At 59.1% G+C, this 24,209-nt stretch carries 25 protein-coding genes and 1 other RNA gene; 14 read left to right on the forward strand and 12 right to left on the reverse strand.

The window, feature by feature from the left end; genetic code table 11:
* Window positions 1–52 precede the first annotated feature (52 nt).
* A complete protein-coding gene (locus ATE40_RS01920; protein ID WP_019454186.1) occupies window positions 53–454 on the forward strand; it encodes an acyl-CoA thioesterase in 402 nt (133 codons plus the stop codon).
* Window positions 455–501: 47 nt separating this feature from the next.
* Here ATE40_RS01920 and queC read toward each other — a convergent pair whose 3' ends face one another.
* Window positions 502–1,200, reverse strand: a complete 699-nt coding sequence (queC, locus tag ATE40_RS01925; protein WP_063919579.1) for a 7-cyano-7-deazaguanine synthase QueC — start codon at window positions 1,198–1,200, stop codon at window positions 502–504.
* A gap of 115 nt (window positions 1,201–1,315) precedes the next feature.
* Window positions 1,316–3,031 carry an SgrR family transcriptional regulator gene (locus ATE40_RS01930; protein ID WP_063918844.1) on the reverse strand — a complete coding sequence of 572 codons (1,716 nt, stop codon included), beginning with the start codon at window positions 3,029–3,031 and terminating at the stop codon, window positions 1,316–1,318.
* Window positions 3,032–3,135: 104 nt separating this feature from the next.
* Between ATE40_RS01930 and cof the strand changes: the two genes are divergently transcribed.
* Window positions 3,136–3,960: an HMP-PP phosphatase gene (gene cof / locus ATE40_RS01935; RefSeq protein WP_019454183.1), complete on the forward strand. Its 825-nt coding sequence runs from the start codon at window positions 3,136–3,138 to the stop codon at window positions 3,958–3,960.
* Between the two features lie 60 nt (window positions 3,961–4,020).
* Here cof and ATE40_RS01940 read toward each other — a convergent pair whose 3' ends face one another.
* Window positions 4,021–5,061 carry a PLP-dependent cysteine synthase family protein gene (locus tag ATE40_RS01940; RefSeq protein WP_004940335.1) on the reverse strand — a complete coding sequence of 347 codons (1,041 nt, stop codon included), beginning with the start codon at window positions 5,059–5,061 and terminating at the stop codon, window positions 4,021–4,023.
* Between the two features lie 122 nt (window positions 5,062–5,183).
* Between ATE40_RS01940 and ATE40_RS01945 the strand changes: the two genes are divergently transcribed.
* From ATE40_RS01945 to amtB, 5 genes are all read left to right on the forward strand, one after another.
* Window positions 5,184–5,645 carry an Lrp/AsnC family transcriptional regulator gene (locus ATE40_RS01945; protein ID WP_004940330.1) on the forward strand — a complete coding sequence of 154 codons (462 nt, stop codon included), beginning with the start codon at window positions 5,184–5,186 and terminating at the stop codon, window positions 5,643–5,645.
* Between the two features lie 92 nt (window positions 5,646–5,737).
* Window positions 5,738–7,513: a multidrug efflux ABC transporter permease/ATP-binding subunit SmdA gene (gene smdA / locus ATE40_RS01950; RefSeq protein ID WP_063918845.1), complete on the forward strand. Its 1,776-nt coding sequence runs from the start codon at window positions 5,738–5,740 to the stop codon at window positions 7,511–7,513.
* Window positions 7,506–9,284, forward strand: coding sequence for a multidrug efflux ABC transporter permease/ATP-binding subunit SmdB (gene smdB, locus ATE40_RS01955; protein ID WP_063918846.1), 1,779 nt, complete (start codon window positions 7,506–7,508; stop codon window positions 9,282–9,284). Before smdA ends, smdB begins: the two co-directional genes overlap by 8 nt.
* Window positions 9,285–9,562: 278 nt before the next feature.
* Window positions 9,563–9,901 (forward strand): P-II family nitrogen regulator, encoded by a 339-nt coding sequence (gene glnK, locus ATE40_RS01960; RefSeq protein WP_004940327.1) that lies wholly within the window; start codon window positions 9,563–9,565, stop codon window positions 9,899–9,901.
* A gap of 36 nt (window positions 9,902–9,937) precedes the next feature.
* A complete protein-coding gene (gene amtB / locus ATE40_RS01965; protein ID WP_063918847.1) occupies window positions 9,938–11,224 on the forward strand; it encodes an ammonium transporter AmtB in 1,287 nt (428 codons plus the stop codon).
* A gap of 95 nt (window positions 11,225–11,319) precedes the next feature.
* Here the strand turns inward: amtB and tesB are convergent, their stop codons facing one another.
* On the reverse strand, window positions 11,320–12,183 hold the full coding sequence (tesB, locus tag ATE40_RS01970) for an acyl-CoA thioesterase II (RefSeq protein WP_063918848.1): 864 nt from the start codon (window positions 12,181–12,183) through the stop codon (window positions 11,320–11,322).
* 231 nt (window positions 12,184–12,414) lie between these two features.
* On the opposite strand from tesB, the gene ATE40_RS01975 reads away from it, so the two are divergent.
* On the forward strand, window positions 12,415–12,906 hold the full coding sequence (locus tag ATE40_RS01975) for a YbaY family lipoprotein (RefSeq protein ID WP_004940318.1): 492 nt from the start codon (window positions 12,415–12,417) through the stop codon (window positions 12,904–12,906).
* 64 nt (window positions 12,907–12,970) lie between these two features.
* Here the strand turns inward: ATE40_RS01975 and ATE40_RS01980 are convergent, their stop codons facing one another.
* On the reverse strand, window positions 12,971–13,285 hold the full coding sequence (locus ATE40_RS01980; protein WP_019454177.1) for an MGMT family protein: 315 nt from the start codon (window positions 13,283–13,285) through the stop codon (window positions 12,971–12,973).
* 156 nt (window positions 13,286–13,441) lie between these two features.
* Here ATE40_RS01980 and ffs point away from each other — a divergent pair.
* Window positions 13,442–13,538: signal recognition particle sRNA small type (gene ffs, locus ATE40_RS01985), an RNA gene on the forward strand.
* A 322-nt stretch (window positions 13,539–13,860) separates the two neighbouring features.
* On the opposite strand, the gene ATE40_RS01990 is transcribed toward ffs, so the two are convergent.
* From ATE40_RS01990 to ATE40_RS02000, 3 genes are all read right to left on the reverse strand, one after another.
* Window positions 13,861–14,064 carry an HHA domain-containing protein gene (locus ATE40_RS01990; protein ID WP_004940313.1) on the reverse strand — a complete coding sequence of 68 codons (204 nt, stop codon included), beginning with the start codon at window positions 14,062–14,064 and terminating at the stop codon, window positions 13,861–13,863.
* A gap of 50 nt (window positions 14,065–14,114) precedes the next feature.
* The gene (tomB, locus tag ATE40_RS01995; RefSeq protein WP_004940312.1) at window positions 14,115–14,483 is read right to left on the reverse strand and encodes an Hha toxicity modulator TomB; all 369 of its coding nucleotides are present in this window, start codon (window positions 14,481–14,483) and stop codon (window positions 14,115–14,117) included.
* A gap of 158 nt (window positions 14,484–14,641) precedes the next feature.
* Window positions 14,642–14,995 carry a hypothetical protein gene (locus ATE40_RS02000; protein ID WP_019454176.1) on the reverse strand — a complete coding sequence of 118 codons (354 nt, stop codon included), beginning with the start codon at window positions 14,993–14,995 and terminating at the stop codon, window positions 14,642–14,644.
* 406 nt (window positions 14,996–15,401) lie between these two features.
* On the opposite strand from ATE40_RS02000, the gene ATE40_RS02005 reads away from it, so the two are divergent.
* From ATE40_RS02005 to ATE40_RS02015, 3 genes are read left to right on the forward strand one after another with little or no spacing between them, the layout of a single operon-like run.
* Entirely contained in the window at window positions 15,402–16,115 is a 714-nt protein-coding gene (locus ATE40_RS02005) for a metal ABC transporter ATP-binding protein (RefSeq protein WP_063918849.1), read from the forward strand.
* Entirely contained in the window at window positions 16,112–16,969 is an 858-nt protein-coding gene (locus ATE40_RS02010) for a metal ABC transporter permease (protein ID WP_019454174.1), read from the forward strand. Before ATE40_RS02005 ends, ATE40_RS02010 begins: the two co-directional genes overlap by 4 nt.
* A 25-nt stretch (window positions 16,970–16,994) precedes the next feature.
* Entirely contained in the window at window positions 16,995–17,873 is an 879-nt protein-coding gene (locus tag ATE40_RS02015; protein WP_019454173.1) for a metal ABC transporter substrate-binding protein, read from the forward strand.
* Window positions 17,874–17,979: 106 nt separating this feature from the next.
* On the opposite strand, the gene ykgO is transcribed toward ATE40_RS02015, so the two are convergent.
* The 4 genes from ykgO to sdeX form a co-directional block, all read right to left on the reverse strand.
* Window positions 17,980–18,120, reverse strand: a complete 141-nt coding sequence (gene ykgO, locus ATE40_RS02020; RefSeq protein WP_004940304.1) for a type B 50S ribosomal protein L36 — start codon at window positions 18,118–18,120, stop codon at window positions 17,980–17,982.
* Between the two features lie 12 nt (window positions 18,121–18,132).
* Window positions 18,133–18,387 (reverse strand): type B 50S ribosomal protein L31, encoded by a 255-nt coding sequence (locus tag ATE40_RS02025; RefSeq protein ID WP_004940303.1) that lies wholly within the window; start codon window positions 18,385–18,387, stop codon window positions 18,133–18,135.
* 186 nt (window positions 18,388–18,573) lie between these two features.
* Entirely contained in the window at window positions 18,574–21,720 is a 3,147-nt protein-coding gene (sdeY, locus tag ATE40_RS02030; RefSeq protein ID WP_019454172.1) for a multidrug efflux RND transporter permease subunit SdeY, read from the reverse strand.
* 17 nt (window positions 21,721–21,737) lie between these two features.
* Window positions 21,738–22,925 (reverse strand): multidrug efflux RND transporter periplasmic adaptor subunit SdeX, encoded by a 1,188-nt coding sequence (sdeX, locus tag ATE40_RS02035; RefSeq protein WP_025160059.1) that lies wholly within the window; start codon window positions 22,923–22,925, stop codon window positions 21,738–21,740.
* A gap of 142 nt (window positions 22,926–23,067) precedes the next feature.
* On the opposite strand from sdeX, the gene acrR reads away from it, so the two are divergent.
* Together acrR and ATE40_RS02045 are read left to right on the forward strand one after the other, a co-directional pair.
* The gene (gene acrR / locus ATE40_RS02040; protein ID WP_025160058.1) at window positions 23,068–23,751 is read left to right on the forward strand and encodes a multidrug efflux transporter transcriptional repressor AcrR; all 684 of its coding nucleotides are present in this window, start codon (window positions 23,068–23,070) and stop codon (window positions 23,749–23,751) included.
* Window positions 23,752–23,781: 30 nt separating this feature from the next.
* The gene (locus tag ATE40_RS02045) at window positions 23,782–24,135 is read left to right on the forward strand and encodes a DsrE/DsrF/TusD sulfur relay family protein (RefSeq protein ID WP_004940282.1); all 354 of its coding nucleotides are present in this window, start codon (window positions 23,782–23,784) and stop codon (window positions 24,133–24,135) included.
* Window positions 24,136–24,209 lie beyond the last annotated feature (74 nt).

The following is a 24,209-nucleotide window of genomic DNA, read 5'->3' on the forward strand; positions in this document are numbered from 1 at the left end:
GCCAGCGCGGCTCCCTTTTTCTGTAATCACCAGGCAGGAGCGATCGTTCCCTATGCAAACCTTTATCAAAGTTCGCGGTTATCACCTTGATGTCTATCAGCACGTCAACAACGCCCGCTATCTGGAGTTTCTGGAAGAAGCGCGCTGGGAGTGGCTGGAGAACGAGGCCGGGTTCCGCTGGATGACGGAAAACAACATCGCTTTCATCGTGGTGAACATCAATATCAACTACCGCAGCCCGGCGGTATTGGGGGATAAGCTGCGTATCGACAGCCAGATGGTACAGCTCAATGGCAAGAGCGGGGTGCTAAGCCAAAAGGTAACGCAGGATCCGGCCGGGACGGTGGTGGCCGACGCGCTGCTGACTTTCGTGTGCGTCGATCTGAAAACGCAGCGGGCGCTGCCGATTGAAGGGGAGCTGCGCGAGCACCTGGAAGCGCTCACGCCAAGATAACATTCGCAATCAACTCACCGGCGGCAGGGGCTGCCGCCGTCACTGCCTCAGGCCAGACCGGCCTTCTGTTTCAACGCCGCCATCACTTCCGCCTGGTTGGCTCGATACTGCGTCAAGCCATTGGCGCGCAGGTTGCAGGCGGCGCATTCGCCGCAGCCGTCGCCCTTGATGCCGTTGTAGCAGGTCAGCGTATCCTGGCGCACGCGATCCAGCTGGTGGTAATAATCCGCCAACGCCCAGGTTTCAGCCTTGTTCAGCCACATCAGTGGCGTTTCGAAGCGGATATCGCGGGCGATGCCCAGCACTACCGCCTGGTTCAGCGCTTTGACGAACTCGTCGCGACAGTCCGGGTAGCCGGAGAAATCGGTTTCACACACGCCTGTGATCACCGCTTCCGCTTCCACCTGGTAAGCGTAGATCGCTGCCAGCGTCAGGAACAGGATGTTGCGGCCCGGCACAAAGGTGCTCGGCAGCGCGTTTTTCTGGTTGGGATCGTAGGCGGGAACCGGGATATTGTCGCGCGTCAGGCTGCTGACGGCCAGCTCATTGAGCAGCGTGACGTCCAGCACCTTATGCGCTTTGGCGCCGAGAGCCACCGACAGCTCTTGAGCCACTTCAATTTCGGCGCGATGACGCTGGCCGTAATCGAACGTGACGCAGTGAACTTCGTCATATTGTTGCAATGCCTGGATCAGGCAGGTCGTAGAGTCTTGTCCACCGCTGAAAACGACAACCGCGCGCTTCATAAAATCACCTTTTTGGACTTTGGCCATTCCCGATACACATTCGGGCGGCAGAATAAAAATTGCGTTGCGGCGACAATAGTAGCAGAAAGGGCCGTCAGACGCAGGGCGGTTCGGTTCAGGCCGCTCCGTCGTCTACCGGCGGCGGCAGCCACGCCTGGCAAAAATCGAACCAGCCGTGGGCGGTCAGCGTCACGCCATGCATGCGCGGCGGCGCGCTGATCTGATACTGGTAGTGAAACAGCGGCGTGATGATGGCGGCGGCCATCAGCTGTTGATAATAGGCCTGCAGCCGCTCGAAGCGCGGTTGCTGCGCCTGCAACTGCTGGATCTGCCGCAACGTATCCTGTTGCTGCTGCCAGCGGCTTTCCGCCAGGATGCCGCGCCACAGCGTATCCTGCCGTAGCCAGCTCTCCAGCGTCGCCTCCGGCGCCTCGCCGATCAGGTTGTCCGCCAGCAGCAGGTCGGCCTGGGCGATCTGCGCCTCGCTTTGCCAGCGCTTGCCGGCATAGTAGCGCACCTCCAGCTCGCAGCCGTGCTGCGCCAGCAGCCGTTGCAGCGCGACCGTCACCGTTTCCAGCTCGACCGGCGGCCGATACAGCAGCGTCAGCCGCGCGGGCAGGGGGACGTCCTCCTCGATCCGTTGGCTGGGAATACGCCAGCCGGGCAGCATTTCATGGCTTGGGATGATCACGCTGTTGGGAATCGGCAAATGGCTCAGCAGGCCGGACTGCTGGATCAGCATCAGCAGTTTTTGCCCCTGGGCTTCGCTCAGCACGCCGTGGCGCAGGTTCAGCGCCAGGTAACACCAGCCCAGGCTCATGCTGCGCTGCACCGGCCGGGCCTGCGCCAAATCCTCTTGTTGGCCGATGGTGATGCGCACCGGATGCTGGCAGCTGGTGCCGGAATCGGCGGTGGGCAAATCGGGGGTGATCCAGTATTCGATGGTGTCCAGATACGGATGCTGCAGATGGTAACCGGCGTGCTGCTCCAGCCGCACCAGCTGCGGTTCATTCAATGCCAGTTTGAACGGACCGGCGCCGATGGCGGGCAGTTCCGGGTGCGTCATCAGACAAGGCAGTTCCGCCAACCGGTGGGCCAGCCAATAGTCCGGCAGGCGCAGATCGAACTGAAGGCACAGCGGATGCGGCAAACTTATGTTGGCGACGTTGGCCAGGCTGGGTTGGCTGCGTGGGTGGTGCTGCAGTTTTTCCAGCGTTTGCAGCAGCTGTTGGCCGGTTAACGGTTCGCCGTTGTGCCAGCGCAGCTGGCTGCGCAAAAAGAAGCGCCAGCGCAGGCCGTGCTCGCCAATCTGCCAGTGGTGCGCCAGATCGGGCTGTGGTTCCGGGTTGCCGGTCATCAGGCGCGTCAGCCCGGCGTGCAGGGTCGACACCAGATGTTGTTCGGCACGGCCGGTCAGCGTAAGCGGGTCGAGCGCCTCCAGCGTGCGGTAATAGGGAATGCGCAGCGTCGGGCTGCCGGCCTGCCATTGCCCGCCGAGGTGCGGGCTGAGCAGATCCTGCAGGTGCTGCGGATCGAGCTGCGCCATCTTCAACGCCCCCTGATGGTTGCCCTGTTGCAGCAGCTGTTGCAACAGCTGGGCGCGCAACTCATCCGGGGTTTTCAGGCAGTGCAGGCTGGCGCGTTTGCCGCGGCCCGGCTGCGAATGCCAGCTCAGCCAGCCCTGATCCTGCAACTGCTGCACCAGCGTGCGGGCGTGGCGTTCGCTGCAGTAGAACATCGCCGCCAGCTCGCCGATGGTCACGGCGACCGGCGCGCTGCCGAGCTGTTGGTACAGACGTTGATATTGGCTGAGACGATGAACCAGGCGCATGAGCAGAAATCCGGAACAGTTTTCTCAAATTGTTCACTATTACTTCCGCAAATACCATCTCATACTGCACGGATTGTAATCGCGTTCACATCCAAGAGGTCTTTATGTATCGCCTGGCAGCTTTCGACATGGACGGCACGCTGTTGATGCCGGATCACCGGGTTGGCCCGGAAACGCTGGCGGTATTGAACCAGCTGGTGGAACGGGAGATGGTGGTGACGTTCGCCACCGGGCGCCACTACCTCGATGCGCAACCGATCATGGCACAGCTGGGGTTGCAGGGCTATCTGATCACCGGCAACGGCACGCGGGTGTACGACAATCGAGGTCAACAGCTGCACGCCACCGATCTGCCGGCGGCGGTCGCCGAAGAGGTATTGCATCACCATTGGCGCACCAGCGCCAGTATGCACGTGTTTCGCGACGAAGGTTGGCTGACCGAATTTCCCGTGCCGGAAGAGATGCTGCGGGCGCATCACCTGAGCGGCTTTCGTTTTCAGCTGGCCGAGGTGCGCCGCCTGCCGGCGTTCGGCAACAGCAAGGTGTGCTTTGTTGCGCCGCACGAGGAATTGCTGGCGTTACAGCTGCAGCTGCGGGCGCAGCTGGGCGGCGAGGCCGATCTGTGCTTCTCCGCCTACGACTGCCTGGAAGTGTTGCCGCTCGGCTGCAACAAGGGCGCGGCGCTGGAGCGGCTGAGCCGCCATCTGGGGCTGACGATGGCCGACTGCATGGCGTTCGGCGACGCGATGAACGACAAAGAGATGCTGGGGGCGGTGGGGCATGGCGTGGTGATGGGCAACGCCCTGCCGCAGCTGAAATCCCTGTTGCCGCAGCTGCCGGTTATCGGCCATTGCCAACAGCAGGCGGTGGCCCACTATTTACAACATTGGCTGCGTTCACCTTGCCTCACCTATTCCCCCGAAGAATGAGGTTCTCCTTACAGCCGGCCGGGTATGACTACCCGGCTTTTTTTTATCCGGAGCCTGGCGTTATAAATCCGCCAGCTGCGCCAGATAGGGTTGCAGGTCGCCGATGTTGTTGCTGACCCACTCCGGGTTGTAGTAGGTATCCAGGTAACGTTCGCCGCTGTCGCACAGCAGGGTGACGATCGCCCCTTGCTCGCCGTTTTCCCGCATCTGTTTCGCCAGCTGCAGCGCACCCCAGACGTTGGTGCCGGTGGAAGCGCCAACCTTGCGGCCGAGCACGCCTTCCAGCCAGTGAATGGTGGCGACGCTGGCGGCGTCCGGCACCCGCAGCATGTTGTCGACCACCGATGGGATGAACGACGGCTCGGCGCGCGGGCGGCCGATGCCTTCGATACGGCTGCCGCAGCTGCCGATCAGAGTGCGATCGCCGTGGTGGAAGCAGTCATAGAACACCGAGTTTTCCGGATCGACCACCGTCAATTGAGTGTCGTGCCCCTGATAGCGGATGTAGCGCCCCAGCGTGGCGGAGGTGCCGCCGGTGCCGGCGCTCATCACGATGTGCTTCGGCACCGGGAAGGGCTCGCGCGCCATCTGGCGGAAAATGCTGTCGGCGATATTGTTGTTGCCGCGCCAGTCGGTGGCGCGTTCGGCGTAGGTGAACTGATCCATATAGTGGCCGTTCAGCTCTTTCGCCAGCTGTTCGGAGGCGGCGTAGATCTGGGCGGCGTGATCGACGAAGTGACAGCGGCCGCCATAGAAGGCGATCTGCTCTACCTTGCGGCGCGCGGTGCAGGACGGCATCACCGCGATGAACGGCAGGCCGATTAGCCGCGCGAAGTAGGCTTCGGACACCGCCGTACTGCCGGAAGAGGCCTCGATGATGGTGGTGTTCTCGGTGATCCAGCCGTTGCACAGGCCATAAAGGAACAGCGAGCGGGCCAGGCGGTGTTTCAGGCTGCCTGTCGGGTGAGTGCTCTCATCTTTCAGGTACAGACAGATGCCGGGAAACGCCGGCAGATTCAGGCGGATCAGGTGCGTATCGGCGGAGCGCTGAAAATCCGCTTCTATTTCGCCGATAGCATATTTTACCCAAGAGTTTGTCATGATTTGGCCTCAGAATAGGGGGCAGGTTTATGGCGTAGCATAGCCTGTCGGCAGGAAAAAAGGATTGCCATTTTCCCTGTTTAATCGCCTAATGAGAGAAAAATTTTCTCCTGGTGGCCGCTATGTTAGATAAAACAGACCGTAAGCTGCTGTGCATGCTGCAGCAAGATTGCACCCAGTCGTTGCAGGCGTTGGCCGATGCGGTCAATTTGACCTCCACGCCATGCTGGAAACGTCTGAAGCGCCTGGAAGACGAAGGCTATATTCGCGGCCGGGTGGCCTTGCTGGATAACGAAAAGCTCGGGCTGGGGCTGACGGCGTTCGTGCTGATCAAGACCCAGCAGCACAGCAGCGAGTGGTATCAGGCGTTTGTACAGCTGACCAGCCAGATGCCCGAGGTGCTGGCGTTCTACCGTATGGCGGGAGAGTACGATTACCTGATGCAGGTCGAAGTGGCGGACATGAAAAGCTACGACGGCTTTTATAAGCGCCTGGTGAACGGCGTACCGGGCCTCATCGATGTCACCTCGAGCTTTGCCATGGAAAAAATCAAATACACCACCGCGCTGCCGGTGCCGGAGTGAAAAGTTCACCAGACGGGCGGGGCAACGGTGGTATCCTGCTCCGCTAAAGCAGAAAAAGAGACAAATCCCATAAAACCCTGGAATCAAACTGCGTGAGATTATTTGCACAAATCGGCTGGTACTTCCGCCGGGAGTGGCGCCGCTACCTGGGCGCGGTGGTATTGCTGATCGTCATCGCCATCCTGCAACTGCTGCCGCCTAAGCTGGTCGGCATTATCGTGGACGGCGTCACCGGAAAACAGATGTCTACCGGCGTGCTGATGGCCTGGCTTGGGCTGATGATCGGCACCGCGATCGTCGTTTACCTGCTGCGCTATGTGTGGCGGGTACTGCTGTTCGGCGCCTCCTACCAGCTGGCGGTCGAGCTGCGGGAAAACTTTTACCGCCAGCTCAGCCGGCAAAACCCGGCGTTTTACCTGCGTCACCGCACCGGCGATCTGATGGCGCGCGCCACCAACGACGTGGACCGCGTGGTGTTCGCCGCCGGTGAAGGCGTGCTGACGCTGGTGGATTCGCTGGTGATGGGATTGGTGGTGCTGGTGGTGATGAGCACCCAAATCAGCTGGCAGCTGACGCTGCTGGCGTTGATCCCGATGCCGCTGATGGCGATCGCCATCAAATATTACGGCGACCAGCTGCACCAGCGCTTTAAATCGGCGCAGGCGGCGTTTTCCAGCCTGAACGATCAGGCGCAGGAAAGCATGACCAGCATCCGCATGATCAAGGCCTTCGGGCTGGAAGATCACCAATCCAACCGTTTCGCCGAGGTGGCGGCGCAGACCGGCGCCAAAAACATGCACGTGGCGCGGGTGGATGCGCGCTTCGATCCGACCATTTATATCGCCATCGGCGCCTCCAATCTGTTGGCCATCGGCGGCGGCAGCTGGATGGTGGTGAACGGTTCGCTGACGCTCGGGCAACTGACCAGCTTTGTGATGTACCTTGGCCTGATGATCTGGCCGATGTTGGCGCTGGCCTGGATGTTCAACATTGTCGAGCGCGGCAGCGCGGCCTACGGCCGTATCCGCAGCCTGCTCGACGAGGCGCCTGCGGTGCAGGACGGCCCGCAGGCGTTGCCGGCCGGGCGCGGCGTGCTGGAGGTGGATATCCGCGCGTTCCACTATCCGGAAAATCCGCACCCGGCGCTGCATGACGTGGCGCTGACGCTGAAGCCGGGGCAGATGCTGGGGCTGTGTGGGCCGACCGGGGCCGGCAAGTCGACGCTACTGTCGCTGATCCAGCGTCAGTTCGACGTCGATGAAGGGCAGATCCGCTATCACGGTCTGCCGCTGCCGCAGGTCAAACTCGACGATTGGCGTTCACGGCTGTCGGTAGTGAGCCAGACGCCGTTCCTGTTCTCCGATACCGTGGCGAACAATATCGCGCTGGGCCAGCCAGGGGCGACGCAGGCCCAGATCGAACAGGCGGCGCGGCTGGCCAGCGTCCATGAGGACATTCTGCGGTTGCCGCAGGGCTATGACACCGAAGTTGGCGAACGCGGCGTGATGCTGTCGGGCGGGCAGAAACAGCGTATCTCCATCGCGCGCGCGCTGCTGCTGGATGCGGAAATTCTGATCCTCGACGACGCGCTGTCGGCGGTGGACGGCCGTACCGAACATCAGATCCTGCACAACCTGCGCAGCTGGGGGCAGGATCGCACGGTGATCATCAGTGCGCACCGGCTGTCGGCATTGACCGAAGCCAGCGAGATCCTGGTGATGCAGCACGGCGGCGTGGCGCAGCGCGGCGATCCGGCGGCGCTGGCGGCGCAGCCGGGCTGGTATCGCGATATGTACCGTTATCAGCAGTTGGAAGCGGCGCTGGACGAAGCGCCGGAAAACGGTGAGGAGGCGTTGGCCGATGAATAAAGTGCAAAAGCTGTGGCCGACTCTGAAGCGGCTGCTGGCCTATGGCTCGCCGTACCGCAAACCGCTGGGGCTGGCGGTGCTGATGCTGTGGGTGGCGGCGGCGGCGGAAGTCGCCGGGCCGATCCTGGTGAGTTATTTTATCGATAACTACGTTGCCAAAGGGCAACTGCCGATGATGATCGTCGGCGGGCTGGCGGCGGCCTATATTCTGCTGGAGCTGCTGGCGGCGGCGCTGCACTACTTTCAGGCGCTGCTGTTCAACCGGGCGGCGGTGGGCGTAGTGCAACGGCTGCGCACCGACGTGATGGACGCTGCGCTGCGCCAGCCGCTCAGCGCTTTCGACACGCAACCGGTCGGGCAATTGATCTCGCGCGTTACCAACGACACCGAAGTGATCAAGGATCTGTACGTGATGGTGGTTTCCACCGTGCTGAAAAGCGCCGCGTTGATCGGCGCCATGCTGGTGGCGATGTTCAGCCTCGACTGGCGCATGGCGCTGGTGGCCATCTGCATCTTCCCGGCGGTGTTTGTGGTGATGGGCATCTATCAATACTACAGCACGCCGATCGTGCGCCGGGTACGCAGCTATCTGGCGGACATCAACGATGGCTTCAACGAAGTGATCAACGGCATGGGCGTGATTCAGCAGTTCCGCCAGCAGGTGCGCTTCGGCGAGCGCATGAGCGCCGCCAGCCAGTCGCACTACCTCGCGCGCATGCAGACTCTGCGGCTCGACGGTTTCCTGTTGCGGCCGCTGCTCAGCCTGTTTTCGGCGCTGGTGCTGTGCGGCTTGCTGATGTTGTTCGGCTTCAGCGGTGAAGGCGTGATTGGCGTCGGCGTACTCTACGCTTTCATCAACTACCTGGGGCGCTTGAACGAACCGCTGATCGAGCTGACGTCACAGCAGTCGATTCTGCAGCAAGCGGTGGTGGCCGGCGAACGTATTTTCGAACTGATGGATCGCAGCCAGCAGAGTTACGGCGCCGACGATCGCCCGTTGGCCGGCGGGCGTATCGACATCACCGACCTGAGCTTCGCCTACCGTGCGGACAAAAAGGTGCTGCAGCATATTTCGCTGGCGGTGCCTTCGCGCGGCTTTGTGGCGCTGGTCGGTCACACCGGCAGCGGCAAGAGCACGTTGGCCAACCTGCTGATGGGCTATTACCCGGTCAGCGAGGGGGAAGTGCGCCTCGACGGTCGCCCGCTTGCCAGCCTGTCGCATCGCACGCTGCGCCAGGGCGTGGCGATGGTGCAACAGGATCCGGTGGTGATCGCCGATTCGGTGCTGGCCAACGTGACGCTGGGGCGCAACATCGATGAAGAGGCCGTTTGGCGGGCGCTGGAAACGGTGCAGCTGGCGGATCTGGTCCGCGGCTTCCCGCAGGGGATCCATACCCGGCTGGGGGAACAGGGCAATAACCTGTCGGTCGGGCAGAAACAGCTGCTGGCGATGGCGCGAGTATTGGTGCAGGCGCCGCAGATCCTGATCCTCGATGAGGCGACCGCCAATATTGACTCGGGCACTGAACAGGCGATTCAGCGGGCGCTGCGCGTGATCCGCGAGCACACTACGCTGGTGGTGATCGCCCACCGGCTGTCGACCATCGTCGACGCCGATTCCATTCTGGTGCTGCATCGCGGCCAGGCGGTGGAGCAGGGCAACCATCAGCAGCTGCTGGCGCAACAGGGACGCTACTACCAGATGTACCAACTGCAGCTGGCGGGCGAGCAGCTGGCGGAAGCGGTGCGTGAGGAGAGCCAACCCGCCTGAACATGGGCCGCGATCGCGGCCCATCTTTCTTCCTAACGCACCACCAGCAGGCAACTCGCCAGCGCCATGCCCTCTTTCTGCACTTTTTCGACGCGATGCGCACCAAATCAGTGCGCATTATTTAACCCATTCAAGGTATCGGTGCCGCGCTGCGTCGCGGCGGCACCCGCCTGCCCGCTAATCTGCTGAATCGCCATGGAAAATTAAATTTGGCACAGCCCTTGCTACATATGACGCGTACCAGGGGTGAGTTTGGGCTTAATTCGTGGAGGGGCAATATGAAGCTGGTGACCGTGGTAATCAAACCGTTCAAGTTGGAGGACGTGCGCGAGGCCCTGTCCTCCGTGGGCATTCAAGGGTTGACCGTAACCGAAGTGAAGGGCTTTGGCCGCCAGAAGGGGCATGCCGAGCTGTATCGCGGCGCCGAATATAACGTCAACTTCCTGCCCAAGGTCAAAATCGATATCGCCATCGCCGACGATCAGTTGGATGAAGTGGTTGATGTGATTAGCAAAGCCGCCTACACCGGCAAAATCGGCGACGGCAAAATTTTCGTTGCCGAGTTGCAACGCGTGATCCGCATTCGCACTGGCGAAACCGACGAATCGGCACTGTAACCGCGAACTCAGTTAAGTAATGGGGATGGATTGATAATGAAAAGACTGTTATCCATGTTGGGCCTGAGTTCGGTAACCCTGGTTCCTTCTTTGGCTCTGGCCGCCCCGGCGGTCGCCGATAAGGCCGACAACGCCTTTATGATGATCTGCACCGCGTTGGTGCTGTTCATGACGCTGCCGGGCATCGCGCTGTTTTACGGCGGCCTGCTGCGCGGCAAAAACGTGCTGTCGATGCTGACGCAGGTCACCGTTACCTTTGCGCTGGTCTGCGTGCTGTGGGTGCTGTATGGCTACAGCCTGGCGTTCAGCGAGGGCAATGCGGTGTTCGGCGGGTTCGAAACCGCGATGCTGAAAGGCATCGGCATCGACAGCGTTACCGGCAGCATCAGCCAGATGATCCACGTCGCCTTCCAGGCCTCCTTCGCCTGCATTACCGTGGCGCTGGTGGTGGGGGGCTTCGCCGAGCGCATTCGCTTCTCGGCGGTGCTGATCTTCGCGATTGTGTGGTTCACCCTGTCTTATCTGCCGATCGCGCACATGGTGTGGGGCGGCGGCTACCTGGCCACCGACGGTGCATTGGACTTCGCCGGCGGCACCGTGGTGCACATTAACGCCGCCAGCGCCGGGCTGATCGGTGCCTACCTGATCGGCAAACGCGCCGGCTTCGGTAAAGAGGCGTTCAAACCGCACAACCTGCCGATGGTGTTTACCGGGGCGTCCATCCTGTATATCGGCTGGTTCGGCTTCAACGCCGGCTCCGCCAGTGCGGCTAACGGCATTGCGGCGCTGGCGTTCCTCAACACCGTCGTCGCCACCGCAGGCGCCATTCTGTCCTGGACCTTCGCCGAGTGGGTGTTGCGCGGCAAGCCTTCGCTGCTGGGCGCCTGCTCCGGTATGATCGCCGGACTGGTTGCGGTGACGCCGGCGGCGGGCACCGTGGGCGTGGGCGGGGCGTTGATCATCGGCCTGGTGGGCGGCGTCGCCGGCCTGTGGGGCGTGGTGACGCTGAAGAAATGGCTGAAGGTGGACGACACCTGCGACGTGTTCGGCGTGCACGGGGTGTGCGGAATCGTCGGCTGCCTGCTGACCGGCGTGTTCACCGCCTCTTCGCTGGGCGGCACCGGCTATGCCGAAGGGGTGACGATGGGCCATCAGGTCTGGATCCAGCTGGTGAGCGTGCTGATCACGTTGGTGTGGTCGAGCGCCGCCGCCTTTATCGCCTTCAAGATAGCGGGCGCCATGGTGGGGTTGAGAGTACCGGAAGAGCAGGAACGCGAAGGACTGGACGTCAACAGCCACGGCGAGAGCGCCTACAACCAGTAAGACTCGAAGCAGGGCAGTGCGCTAAACAGTAAAATAATGATGAAGCAAAAAGGGGCGATGGAAACATCGCCCCTTTCTTTATGTCATGTCGCGGTTCAAGCGTCGCGCTGGCGAATTACCCCTTCCTGCACGGTAGTGGCGACCAGCACGCCGTCGCGGGTGTAGATCTGGCCGCGCACGAAACCGCGTGCGCCGGAAGCGGAAGAGCTCTCCACCGCATACAGCAGCCAGTCATCCATGCGGAACGGACGGTGGAACCACATCGAGTGATCGATAGTAGCAACCTGCATCCCCGGCTCGAGGAAGCCGACGCCGTGCGGCTGCAGCGCCGTCGGCAGGAAGTTAAAGTCCGACGCGTAGCCCAGCAGATATTGGTGGATGCATTGATCGTCCGGCATGCTGCCGTTGGCGCGGAACCACACGTAGCGATGCGGTTCCTCCACGCTGCCTTTCAACGGGTTGTGGAATTTTACCGGGCGCATTTCAAGCGGCTTCTGGCCGATAAATTTATCGCGCACTTTTTCCGGCAGCATATGCGCCAGCTTCTGGGCGATCTCTGATTCGGACAGCAGCCCTTCCGGCGGCGGCACTTCCGGCATCTGGTTCTGGTGTTCGAAACCTTCTTCCGGGCTCTGGAAGGAGGCGGTCATATAGAAGATGGGTTTGCCGTGCTGAATGGCGCTGACGCGGCGTGCGCTGAAGCTGTTGCCGTCGCGCAGGGTTTCCACGTCATAGACGATCGGCCTGCTGCTGTCGCCCGGACGCAGGAAGTAGCTGTGGAACGAATGCACGCTGCGCTCATCCGGCACCGTCTGTTTGGCGGCGTAGAGCGCCTGGCCAACCACCTGCCCGCCGAACACCTGGCGCAACCCCAGATCTTCACTCTGGCCGCGGAACAGCCCTTCTTCGATTTTCTCCAGATCCAGCAGATCGAGGAGGTTTTGCAATGCCTGGCTCATAAAATTGTTACCTTTCTAATAATCATTTTGTTCAGTGTGCGGAATATCACGGCGCGGCGTCAACATCCGGCGTTAAAGCGGTGATGAGAATGCTCTTAATAGTGAGCGTTTTCGGCGGGCTAAGTGATTAATAGGTGGGGTAAAGTGGATTTATCAGTGTTTTGTGCTAAGTTTAATGGGTGCGGTGGTTAAAGCCACCAACATGTTGATAATAAAAAAGGAGACCGATCCATGAAACTCTGGCAAATCGTAGGCGGTGCCGCGGCACTGACGATCACGCTGGCAGGATGCGCGCAAAAGAGTGCTGATGTGCCTACACAGACGGCCGGCAACCCGGCGGCTGCGCAAACGCAGATTCAGGGCCCGGCGGTGACAGGTTCGGTTAATATACGTCAGCGCATTGCGCTGCCGCCGGACGCCGTACTGACGGTCACCCTCTCTGATGCCTCGCTGGCGGATGCGCCGTCTAAAGTGATTGCACAGCGCGCGGTACGCACTGAAGGGCAACAGGCGCCGTTCAGCTTTACGCTGCCGTATAACCCGTCCGACATTCAACCGAATGCGCGCATCATTCTGAGCGCGGCGGTGACGGTCAACGGGCGACTGATGTTTATTACCGACACCATCCAGGAAGTGGTCAATCGCAACGGCACCCGTGCCGATCTGTTGCTGGTTCCGGTTCAGGGTGTGCCGATTCAGGCTGCGCCAACCGCCATGCAGTAATCTTACTGCAGTACAGCAAGATGAAATCAACAGCCTTTGCGCTTCGGCCAAAGGCTGTTTTGTTTTACCAGCGCCAGCCGTAGCGATCGAAATCGACCGTGCTGTGCGGGCCGAAAATGATGCCCTCCGCCAGCAAGGCCTGCCGCTGCCGTTGAAAATCCTCTCCCTGCTGCGAGATCTGGCCGTGGCGGTTGATCACCCGGTGCCAGGGCAGGGTGCTGCCTTCCGGCAAACGGCGCAGTACGCCGCCGACCTGACGCGCGGCGCGCGGTGAACCGGCCAGCCGGGCGACTTCGCCGTAGGTGGTGACTTTGCCGTAAGGAATGGCGGCCACGACATGGAATACCCGCTGGCTGAAAGAGGCATCTTCTGGTTGCATGTTGCTGTTCCTGCGCGAATCAAAATCCAGGCGAAGAGTGTGCCACAATGCAGGTGGGCAAGAAAACAGCGGTTGGCCCCGGTTGGCTTGCTATTTGGTGGGGCATCGCCGATAATGCCCACCGCTTCGGAGTACAGAAGCCGTCAATGGGGGCCCTGTTGGTTCTCCCGCAACACTAACTTGTGAACTCGGTCAGGTCCGGAAGGAAGCAGCCGCAGCAGGTGACGTGTGTGCCGGGATGTAGCTGGCAGGGCCCCCACCCATTTGAGCTTCTGCTCGTTGTCTGTTCCTCGTGAATCGCTTCATTTCTCCATGCCCTTTTCCGCCTGGCAGTGAGCGTGCGTTACTTTCCGCCGTTGCCTCCGGCACTTTCCAGATAATGAATGAGTGGCTATTAGGCGAGAGCATATTGGGGCACAGTGACATAACACGCCCTATTTAAAAGAAAATTGTTTCTATTCATTATTACTGACGAGCGGGAACGTAAATGACATTTTGTTGTCAATAGGAAAAATACGTATTCAGTTTTGACATTGAGGCCGATAAAGGCATCGGCTCAACGCGTTGGGGGCTGATTATCTGACATATTTCCAAACGGAGGTGGGGATTTTGTCATACAGTTTGTTCATGGTGAGCTCTGCCAGACGGTGATCGGCGGCTGAGTAAAACAGCTCCAGTTCATCATCGGAAAGCTCGTACTTATTTTTCTCGATAACACGTTCGAGAGTATCAATCGTGGTGCATTTACGTAAACGCATCAGATAGTCGGTTTTAGTCATGATGGCCTTTTAGTTTAATAACCGTAAAATAGCTCGGGAATAATTATCCCCTAAGTTTTCATTGTCGTACAGATGTCCTCTCCTGAGAACATTCTGAATAATCTCGCCTTGGTTTTTTGCCAACGGCGCAGGTCGGAATCATTGATACCGTAGCTGCTGAACAACGTATAGGTATCGTCGAGATATTCTTCGACTAACTCCGACAGGTCGGATTCGTCCATGTATTTAATTTTATAGCTCATCACAAACGAAGCGATATGTTCAATCAACTCATTCAGCTGCAGGTTGACGGAAGATGTCGGATCGTTAACCCAGCCATGGTGACTGTCTCCCAGGGTGGCGATACCTTCATCATACAAATTTTCGCACAAGAATTTGAGCTGAGCAATATCGTGTCGCTTAGGCGAATACTCATCCATATCATCCCCTCCGTAAGTCTTAATTGCGGTGTGATAACACTATGTGAGTAAGCTGATTTACATCATGAACGGAGGCAGCTTAACGGTGGTTAAATAAACTTCCCGTAAAATTAATATAAATCATTTTTTCGCGTTTGGCCTGCAGTTATTACGTAAACTTACAATTCATCCGCAGTTGATGGCCGTGAGTTATCAATGATGTCGAAGATTAAACCCCGCTCTGTCACACTGAACCGGACGCTATCGCTGAGAGTGTCTTCGCTGTTGATATCCAGGCAGGCATTAAAAATTCCCCACTTATAGCGATAACGCATTGAATAATCGCTCTCGCTTTGTCGCACTATATCAAGTATTTCTAATGAATCTTCGGCGTAACGTGCGCTTTCGGAATAAAAATCGAGTCCGCTGGTCAGCGCAGGTACTAACTCCGCAATATTGTCATTAATCACTTTCTTTAATTCTTTAACAGAAAGTGCGTTGACGTCCAGGTTACAGGCAAGGGTAACACGCATTAATCTTGGCCAACAGCAATGTTATCCGCTTATCTTACTCCTTTTCCGCTCTCGTCGGTAAAATTTTCGATTTACTTCGGTTTTTTACCTTAAAACAACATTTGCGCAGAATGGGAATATCCCTGTTTTTGATATGGATGACAGTGGCGGAGGGCGGTGTCTCGTCGGTTGTTACGTTCCGTTGCATTAATGGGCACGGTAGGACTTGAGGTGTCACGGTGATTGTGATGTTATATTATAACCATTAACTTACCTTGCTGGCCACGACATTGACCCCCACTTCGCAAGATGACGCCGCGCCGTCACTGAATTCACTGTTTACCACTTCCGCTGCTGTGCGTTGTGCGGGTGCCGCTGTTTTATTGGCTCTGTTGTGGCTCGGCATTTTTTGGGCGGTGTCGCTGCCATGATCACATTACGCCAACTGGCGATAGGTTATGGCACTACGCCGCTTTTCCCGCCGCTGAACGGGCAGTTTAGCGCCGGTTCGTTAACCGCGGTGGTGGGCGTCAACGGGGCCGGGAAGTCGACGTTGCTGAAAACCCTCGCCGGTTTGTTGCCGCCGTTGGCGGGCTGCCTGAGTTTTAACGATGCAAAGCCGCCGCGCAGGGCTTATTTACCGCAGCAGGCGGAACTGGATCGGCAATTCCCGATAGCGGTGAGCGATCTGGTGGCGATGGGCTGTTGGTCGCAAAGCGGCATGTTCGGCGGCATGAACAAGCGCGCCGCGAGTCTGGTTAATGAGGCGTTGGCGAACGTCGGCATGAGTGCGCTGGCGCACAGCCCTGTGGGCGAGCTGTCTGGCGGCCAGTTGCAGCGGGTGCTGTTTGCGCGCCTGCTGGTGCAGCAGGCGCCGTTGATCCTGCTGGATGAGCCTTTTACCGGCATCGACAGCGCCACCACGCAGATCCTGCTGCAGGCGATTGCGCAACTGCACCGGCAGGGGAGAACGGTAATCGCCGTTCTGCACGATATGTCGATGGTTGCCGAGCATTTTCCGCAGGTGCTGTTGCTGACCCCGCAGGCGTGCCATTGGGGCGCGGCCGAGCGCGTGCTGGAACAGGTACCGCGGTATCAGGCCGCCGAACGGCAGCCGGGTCTGCGGGCGGTGGCGCCATGATGCTGTTGCATGGGCTTATCGATCCTTTCCTCTCTTTCGGTTTTATGCGCCGCGCGCTGATGGCGTGCCTGGCGCTGTCGCTCAGCGCAGCCCCGCTGGGGGTGTTTCTGCTGCTGCGCCGCATGAGCCTGGTGGGGGATGCGTTGTCCCACGCGGTGTTGCCTGGCGCGGCGATCGGTTATCTGATTTCCGGCATGTCGCTGGTGGCGATGGGCGTGGGCGGTTTTATCGCCGGGCTGGCGGTGGCGATGCTGTCCGGCCTGGTGAGCCGCCGCACGCCGCTGAAAGAGGACGCCAGTTTCGCCGGGTTCTATTTGGGGTCGCTGGCGCTCGGGGTCACGCTGGTCTCGCTGCGCGGTTCCAGCGTGGATCTGCTGCACGTGCTGTTTGGTTCGATCCTGGCGGTGGATGCGCAGGCGATGCTGATGGTCGGCGCGATCGCCACGGTTTCGCTACTGGCGTTGGCGGCGCTGTACCGCGCGTTGGTGATCGAATCTTTTGACGTCACCTTTCTGCGCGTCAACGCGCCGCGCCGGTTAGCGTTGATCCACGGCCTGTTTTTGGCGCTGGTGGTGGTCAATCTGGTGGCGGGGTTCCAGATCCTCGGTACCCTGATGTCGGTCGGTCTGATGATGCTGCCCGCCGCCAGCGCGCGCTTCTGGGCGCGCAACCTGCCGCAGACGCTGGCGGCGGCGATGGGCATCGGTGCGCTTTCCAGCCTGATTGGGCTGGTGTGGTCCTATTACGCTTCGCTGCCCGCCGGCCCGGCGATCGTGCTCAGCGCCAGCGTCATCTTTTTCGTTTCGATCCTGTTTGGAACGCGCGGCGGCATTTACGCCTTCGCGCGCCGTTGAGAAGTGCCATTTGCAAGGAGAAAGTATGAAACGTTTACCTATATCGCTGGCGGTCGCTGCTCTGCTGGCCAGCCCATGGGCGATGGCGAAGACCGTTGACGCCGTCGCCAGCTTTTCCATTTTAGGGGATATCGTCAAGCAGGTGGGGGGCGATCACGTCAAGGTCAGCACGCTGGTGGGGCCGGATGGCGATCCGCACAGCTTCGAGCCTTCGCCGCAGGACGGCAAAAAGCTGGCGCAGGCCGATGTGGTGTTCGTCAGCGGCCTGGGGCTGGAAGGGTGGATCGATCGTCTGGTCGGGGCATCGGGCTATAAAGGGCAGGTGATCACCGCTTCACAGGGCATCAATACCCGCCAGATGGAGGAGGACGGCAAACCGATTACCGATCCCCATGCCTGGAACAGCATGAAAAACGGCGTGCAGTACGCCACCAATGTGATGAACGCCCTGATTGCCGCCGATCCCGAGGACGCCAACTATTTCCGCCAGCGCGGCGCGGAATACATCCAGCAGTTGCAAAAGCTCGACCTGTGGGCCAAAAACCAGTTCGCCGCAGTGCCGCCGCAGAAACGCAAGGTGCTGACCAGCCATGATGCCTTTGGCTACTTTGGACAAGAGTATGGCGTCACCTTCCTCGCCCCGGTCGGATTTTCCACCGAAGCGGAAGCCAGCGCCAGCGACGTGGCGAGCCTGATTAAGCAGATTAAACAGGAGAAGGTTAACGCTTACTTTATCGAAAACCAGACCGATCCGCGGCTGGTAAAACAGATCGCTGCCGCGACCGGTGCCAAGGCGGGCGGTGAGCTGTACCCGGAAGCGCTCTCCCGCGCCGGCGGCCCGGCGGCCACCTATGAGCAGGCGTTCAAACACAATGTCGACACGCTGCTGAGCAGCATGAAGTAATCACTGCCCCCGCCCGCGGGTGGGGGACAGCTTGCAGGCACTTTCTCGTCATAAAAAAAGCCCCGTTGAGCAGCAACGGGGCTTTGCGACAGATGACACTTTGGAGTTAACGCTTTTTCTTACGTCCCTGTACCGCTTTGAATCGCGGATTGCTTTTACAGATCACATAGATGCGGCCACGACGACGCACGACTTTGCAATCCGGGTGGCGGTTTTTCGCCGAACGCAATGAACTCAATACCTGCATGGGGTTTCCTTGTTACTTATTGCCGATAAAGCGGCCAAAGCGCTGCTGGAAGCGCGCCGTGCTGCCTTCTTTGGAGTAGTCTTTCTGCTTGCCGGTGTAATACGGATGCGAAGCGGAAGAGACGTCGAGGGTGACATACGGCCAGCTTTCACCGTCCAGTTCGATGGTGCGATCGGTTTTGATGGTCGATCCCACTTTGAAGTAGGCGTTGGCGCTGACGTCGTGGAATACCACGGTGCGGTAATCGGGATGGATGCCGGGTTTCATGATGGCTTTCTCGTGTAATGTTATACTATAACAATAATTATGCGCCGACCCGGCGTCGCGATCAAGCGTAAATTGTACTCATGAGTGAATTAATGAGAACGGTTTGCATTAAGCAACTGAAGCAAAAGAAAAAGGCCGCATGCGCGGCCTTTTCGATTATCAGGTGGAGCTCACATCACTGAGCGATCAGTGGTGCTCTACCGGATGGCTGTGTTCCAGATCTTCGCTCTTCTTGCTGAAGCGGCGGCGAACCACCACGAAGAACACCGGTACGAAGAAGATCGCCAAGACGGTAGCGGTGATCATCCCGCCCATTACGCCGGTACCCACCGCGTTCTGTGCGCCGGAGCCCGCACCGCTGCTGATAACCAGCGGCAGAACCCCGAGGATGAAGGCCAGAGACGTCATCAGGATTGGACGCAGACGCATACGCACCGCTTCCAACGTCGCTTCGATCAGGCCTTTGCCTTCTTTCTCCATCAGATCCTTGGCGAATTCCACGATCAGGATGGCGTTCTTCGCCGATAGACCTATGGTGGTCAGCAGCCCCACCTGGAAGTACACGTCGTTGTTCATGCCGCGCATCGTCGCGGCCAACAAGGCACCGATAACCCCCAGCGGCAATACCAGCATGACCGAGAACGGCACCGACCAGCTTTCATACAACGCCGCCAGACACAGGAACACCACCAGAATCGAGATGGCGTACAGCGCCGGCGCCTGGTTGCCCGACAGACGTTCCTGATAGGACATGCCGGTCCAGTCGTAACCGATGCCGCTTGGCAGTTTGGACGCCAGCTGTTCCATCAGGTTCATCGCTTCACCGGTACTCTTGCCCGGTGCGGCCTGGCCGAGAATTTCCATCGACGGCAAGCCGTTATAGCGTTCCAGACGCGGTGAGCCGTATTCCCATTTCGCCGAAGAGAAGGCGGAGAATGGTACCATCTGGCCGCTGGTTCCGCGCACGTACCACTTGTTGATGTCTTCCGGCAGCATGCGGAACGGCGCCTCGGCCTGTACGTACACCTTCTTCACACGACCGCGGTCGATGAAGTCGTTGACGTACGAACCACCCAGCGCGGTGCTCAGCGTGCTGTTGATGGTGGTGATGCTGACGCCCAGCGCCTTGGCTTTCTCCTGATCGACGATCAGTTTGAACTGCGGCGTATCTTCCAGGCCGTTCGGGCGCACACCCACCAGCACGTCCGGATGCTGAGCAACCATGCCCAACAGCTGGTTACGCGCTTCGGTCAGTTTTTCGTGCCCCAGGCCGCCCTGGTCGATCAGTTCGAAGTCGAAGCCGGTTGCGGTACCGAGTTCGATGATCGCCGGCAGGTTGAACGGGAACACCAGGCCTTCTTTAATCTGCGAGAACGCACCCATTGCGCGACCCGCGATCGCTTCGACCTTGTTTCCGGCCCCTGGGCGCTCGCCCCAGTCTTTCAGGCTGACGAACGCCAGACCGTTGTTCTGGCCGTTACCGTTGAAGCCGAAGCCCGCGACGGTAAACACCGAGACCACGTTGTCCTTTTCCTTGTTCAGGAAGTAGTCGGAGACTTCTTCCAGCACTTTGTTGGTGCGGGATTCGGTGGCGCCGGCAGGCAGCTGCACCATGGTCAACAGGATGCCCTGGTCTTCATCCGGCAGGAACGAGGAAGGCAGGCGCAGGAACAGCAGGCCCATGCCAACCACGATCAGCAGGTAGATGATCAGGTAGCGACCGGTGCTGCGCAGGATGTTGCCCACGCTGTCGGTGTAGTGATGCGTGCTCTTCTCGAACATGCGGTTAAACCAGCCGAAGAAGCCTGTTTTAACCCCGTGATCGCCTTTCGGGATCGGTTTGAGCATGGTGGCGCACAGCGCCGGCGTCAGGATCAAGGCCACCAGCACTGACAGCGCCATCGCGGACACGATGGTGATCGAGAACTGGCGATAGATGGCGCCGGTTGAACCGCCGAAGAACGCCATCGGCACGAATACCGCCGACAGCACCATGGCGATACCCACCAACGCGCCCTGGATCTGGCCCATCGATTTACGGGTGGCTTCTTTCGGCGGCAGCCCCTCTTCGGACATCACGCGCTCGACGTTTTCCACCACCACGATGGCGTCATCCACCAGCAGGCCGATCGCCAACACCATACCGAACATCGTCAGGGTGTTTATCGAGAAGCCGAACGCCGCGAGTATCGCAAAGGTCCCCAGCAGTACTACCGGCACCGCGATGGTTGGGATCAACGTCGCGCGGAAGTTCTGCAGGAACAGATACATCACCAGGAACACCAGGATGATGGCTTCGATCAGCGTTTTCACCACTTCGTTGATGGAGATTTTAACGAACGGGGTGGTGTCGTACGGATAAACCACTTTCATCCCTTGCGGGAAGAATGGTGCCATCTTGGCCAGCTCGTCTTTCACACCTTTGGCGGTGTTCAAGGCGTTGGCACCGGTAGCCAGTTTGATACCCAGACCGGCGGCAGGCTTGCCGTTATAGCGAGCGGTAACGGCGTAGCTTTCCGCGCCGCGCTCGATGTGAGCGACGTCGCGCAGGCGCACCTGGGAACCGTCGGTATTGACCTTCAGCAGGATCTTGCCGAACTCTTCCGGCGAAGTCAGACGGGTCTGCGCGATGATCGAGGCGTTCAACTGCTGCCCCGGCACCGGCGGCAGGCCGCCCAGCTGCCCTGCGGCGATCTGGTTGTTCTGCTCGGTGATGGCGGAAGTCACGTCCGTGGTCGTCAGCTGGTAGTTGTTCAGCTTGTTCGGGTCCAGCCAGATACGCATCGCGTACTGGGCACCGAACAGCTGCACTTCACCCACGCCGGACGAACGGCTGATCGGGTCCTTGATGTTGGACGCCACGTAGTCCGCAATATCGTCCTGAGTCATGTTCGGATCGTCGGAAACGAAGCCGGCCACCATCAGGAAGCTGCTGCTGGATTTTTCTACTTTCAGGCCCTGCTGCTGAACTTCTTGCGGCAGCAGCGGGGTGGCCAACGACAGTTTGTTCTGGACCTGAACCTGCGCGATGTCAGGATCGGTGCCGGATTCAAACGTCAGGGTAATGGTGACGCTACCAGAGGAATCACTGGTGGAGGACATGTACATCAGGTTATCGATACCGTTCATGTTCTGTTCGATAATCTGTGTGACGGTATCCTGCACCGTTTTGGCATCTGCGCCCGGGTAGTTGGCGGAAATGCTCACCGCCGGCGGTGCAATAGTGGGATACTGCGCAATTGGCAGTTTCATTATTGCAAGCACCCCCGCCAACATGACGATGATGGCGATAACCCAGGCGAAAATTGGGCGATCTATAAAGAACTTAGCCATGTATTACCGGCTCCTTTTTATGACTTCTGCGCTTCAGACTGCGGCTGTTTTTGCGCCTGAGTGTCAACTTCCTGCACTTTTACCTGCGCGCCCGGATGCACTTTCATCAGGCCGGTGACGATCACGCGATCGCCGGCTTTCAGGCCATCGGTAACCAGCCATTTGTCGCCAATCGCCTGGTCCGCCTTCAGCGTGCGCAGTTCAACTTTGTCGTCTGCCCCTACCACCAGCGCCGTCGCGTCGCCGCGCGGGTTGCGGGTTACGCCTTGCTGAGGTACCAGCAGCGCATCGCTGCGCACGCCTTCGTCCAGACGAGCGCGCACGAACATGCCCGGCAGCAGCGTATCGTTCGGGTTAGGGAACAGAGCGCGAATGGTGATGGAACCGGTGGTCTCATCGACGGTGACGTCAGAGAACTCCAGCGTGCCTTCCTGCGCGTATTCGGCGCCGTTTTCCAGCATCAGTTTCACTTTAGCCTTGCCGTTTTCCTGTTTCAGCGCGCCGCTGGCCAATTCTTGCTTCAGGCGCAGGAAGTCGGTGCTCGACTGGGTGACGTCGACATACATCGGATCCAGCTGCTGCACGGTGGACAGGGCGGTCGCCTGGCCGTTGCTGACCAGCGCGCCTTCGGTCACGGCGGATTTGCCGATGCGGCCGGAGATCGGAGAGGTCACCTTGGTGTACGCCAGGTTGATGCGCGCGGTTTCCACGGCGGCCTTGGCGGCCACGACGGCGGCATCCGCCTGCTGCAGCGTGGAGACGGCGTTGTCGTAGTCCTGCTTACTGATATAGCTGGTACCCAGCAATGGTTTGTAGCGGTTTACCGTCACGCGCGCGATCGAAGCGCTGGCCTGCGCTTTGGCCAAATCGCCTTTCGCGCTGTCGTAGCTGGCCTGATAGGTGGCGGGATCGATTTGGTACAGGGACGTCCCGGCCTTGATATCGCTGCCTTCAACGAAGTTGCGCTTCAGGATGATGCCGCTGACCTGAGGGCGAACTTCGGCGATACGATACGCAGCGGTGCGGCCAGGAAGATCGGTAGTGATGTTGAGAGGCTCGGCTTTCAAGGTCACTACGCCCACTTCAGGTGCCTGTTGATGAGCGCCTTGCTGTTGGGTTTCTTTATCGTTACATCCTGTTAGCACTAAGCTGCCTGAAAGCATCAGAACGGCCGCCAGAGGCGTTAACCCTCTGTTTTTGTTCATAGAAAAACCTCAAGTGTCCGATTTCAAAATGATCAATGGATCACAAGCTTTAAAACCCATTGCTGCGTTAATTATATGTGCGTGCTATGGTACATACATTCGCGAATGTATGTAAATCACACTCCCCCTAAATAACAATGCCATGGCACGAAAAACCAAACAGCAGGCACAAGAAACCCGACAGCAAATCCTTGATGCTGCGGTGAGAGAGTTCTCTGAACGTGGCGTTGCTGCAACGTCACTGACAGATATTGCCACCGCTGCTGGGGTTACGCGTGGAGCTATTTACTGGCACTTCAAGAATAAGGTAGACCTGTTTAATGAAGTTTGGGAATCTACCGAGCCGAAAATTGACCAGCTCGAGACAGAGTATCAGGCAAAGTTTCCCGATAATCCACTGCGGGTTATCCGAGAAATTCTGATTTACATTCTGACGTCTACGGTGGAAGACTGCCGCAGGCGGGCGTTGATGGAAATTATATTCCACAAATGCGAGTTTGTCGGTGAAATGATGCCGCTGCTGGATTCGCGCAAAGTGCTGTATCTCGCCGGTTATGAACGCATCGAGGCCGTGCTGTATAACTGCATACATCACGGGCAATTGCCCAGCGATCTGCACACTCGCCGGGCGGCGATCATCCTGCGCGGTTATATCACCGGCCTGATGGAAAACTGGCTGTTTATGCCGGAAAGTTTTGATCTGCGGGCCGAGGCCGAAGCGTTGGTGGACGCGTTCCTGGACATGCTGCAGTTTTGCCCCACCCTGCGCCTCAAACCCGATGCGCCGACGCCAACAACGCCAGACGCCGGCCGCCTTCCTTTATAATAAGTCTTGATAAATATAAGGAGAGACTTCATGTCATCAGTCGTTCTTATCGCCAACGGCGCCGCCTATGGCCATGAATCCTTGTTCAATGCGCTGCGGTTGGCTATCGCGATGAAAGAGCAGCAGAGCAGCCTCGACCTGCGGCTGTTTCTGATGTCCGATGCGGTGGTGGCCGGGCTGGCCGGGCAGCAGCCGCACGAAGGATACCATCTGCAGCAGATGTTGGAGATCCTCACCGCGCAGCAGGTGCCGGTCAAGCTGTGCAAGACCTGCGCCGACGCGCGCGGCGTCAGCCGCCTGCCGCTGGCGGACGGCGTGGCGATCGGCACGCTGGTCGAGCTGGCGCAGTGGACGCTGGCGGCGGAGAAAGTGCTGACTTTCTGATTTCGCGACAACGGGACATCACCGGCAACGTTTTTGTTGTTCGTTGCCCGCCGGCGATCGTGATAATCTTCAGG

The organism is Serratia surfactantfaciens, assembly GCF_001642805.2.
GTDB lineage: Bacteria > Pseudomonadota > Gammaproteobacteria > Enterobacterales > Enterobacteriaceae > Serratia > Serratia surfactantfaciens.